This window comes from Oleiphilus sp. HI0079 (assembly GCF_001635105.1).
Window position 1 is genome coordinate 1 of sequence record NZ_LWFT01001013.1, and the last position, 735, is coordinate 735.

At 46.1% G+C, this 735-nt stretch carries 2 protein-coding genes; both read left to right on the forward strand.

All coding sequences use genetic code 11. The features are described from left to right. A partial coding sequence (locus A3750_RS18375) for a dihydroneopterin aldolase (protein ID WP_156498720.1) occupies positions 1–216 on the forward strand: 216 nt, incomplete at its 5' end. Positions 217–219: 3 nt separating this feature from the next. Further along, positions 220–702 (forward strand): 2-amino-4-hydroxy-6-hydroxymethyldihydropteridine diphosphokinase, encoded by a 483-nt coding sequence (gene folK, locus A3750_RS18380; protein ID WP_068453675.1) that lies wholly within the window; start codon positions 220–222, stop codon positions 700–702. Positions 703–735: the final 33 nt, after the last annotated feature.

Genomic DNA, 735 nt, shown 5'->3' on the forward strand with positions numbered 1-735 from the left:
ATCAACGACACTGTCAGCTATGCAGAAGTGGCGAATGCCATTATAGCGATTGTCACGAGTAAGCATCATGATTTACTTGAACATCTTGCCGATGAAATCACAGCGCACATCTTTAGCGCTTTTCCTGTAGATCAGATTGAGTTAAAACTGGCGAAACCTGGCGCGGTACCTGAAGCGAAAAGTGTCGGTATTGTGATTCAGCGTTCAAGGGTTTAACGAGTGGAAGTCTTCTTAAGCGTCGGTAGCAATATTAATCGTGAACAAAACAGCAGATCCGCTGTATTTGGTTTGCGGGAAGCTTTTGGACAGTTGACGCTCTCACCGGTTTACGAAAGTGAGGCGGTCGGATTTGATGGGGACCCATTTTATAATTTCGTTGTGCGTGTTGAGACCCCGTTTTCCATCACAGAAGTGAATGCGATCTTGAAGGACATTGAAGATCAACATGGGCGTGTACGTGGTGGCCCTAAGTTTTCATCAAGAAGTCTCGACATTGATGTCGTCACTTACGATGATTTTGTCGGAGAACTGGAGGGCGTTATCCTACCTAGGCCAGAATTGTTCTATAACGCTTTCGTCTTGCTTCCTATGGCCGACCTTCTTGGTGACCGGCAAGAGCCAAAGACCGGGAAAACGTACGCGCAATTGAAAGCGCAGCTTCCTTCTAATCAATTGATTGCCCGCATCGAGTTCGACTTTTAGTCGCTTGCGTTAACTGACAAAACGTTTCTTTCT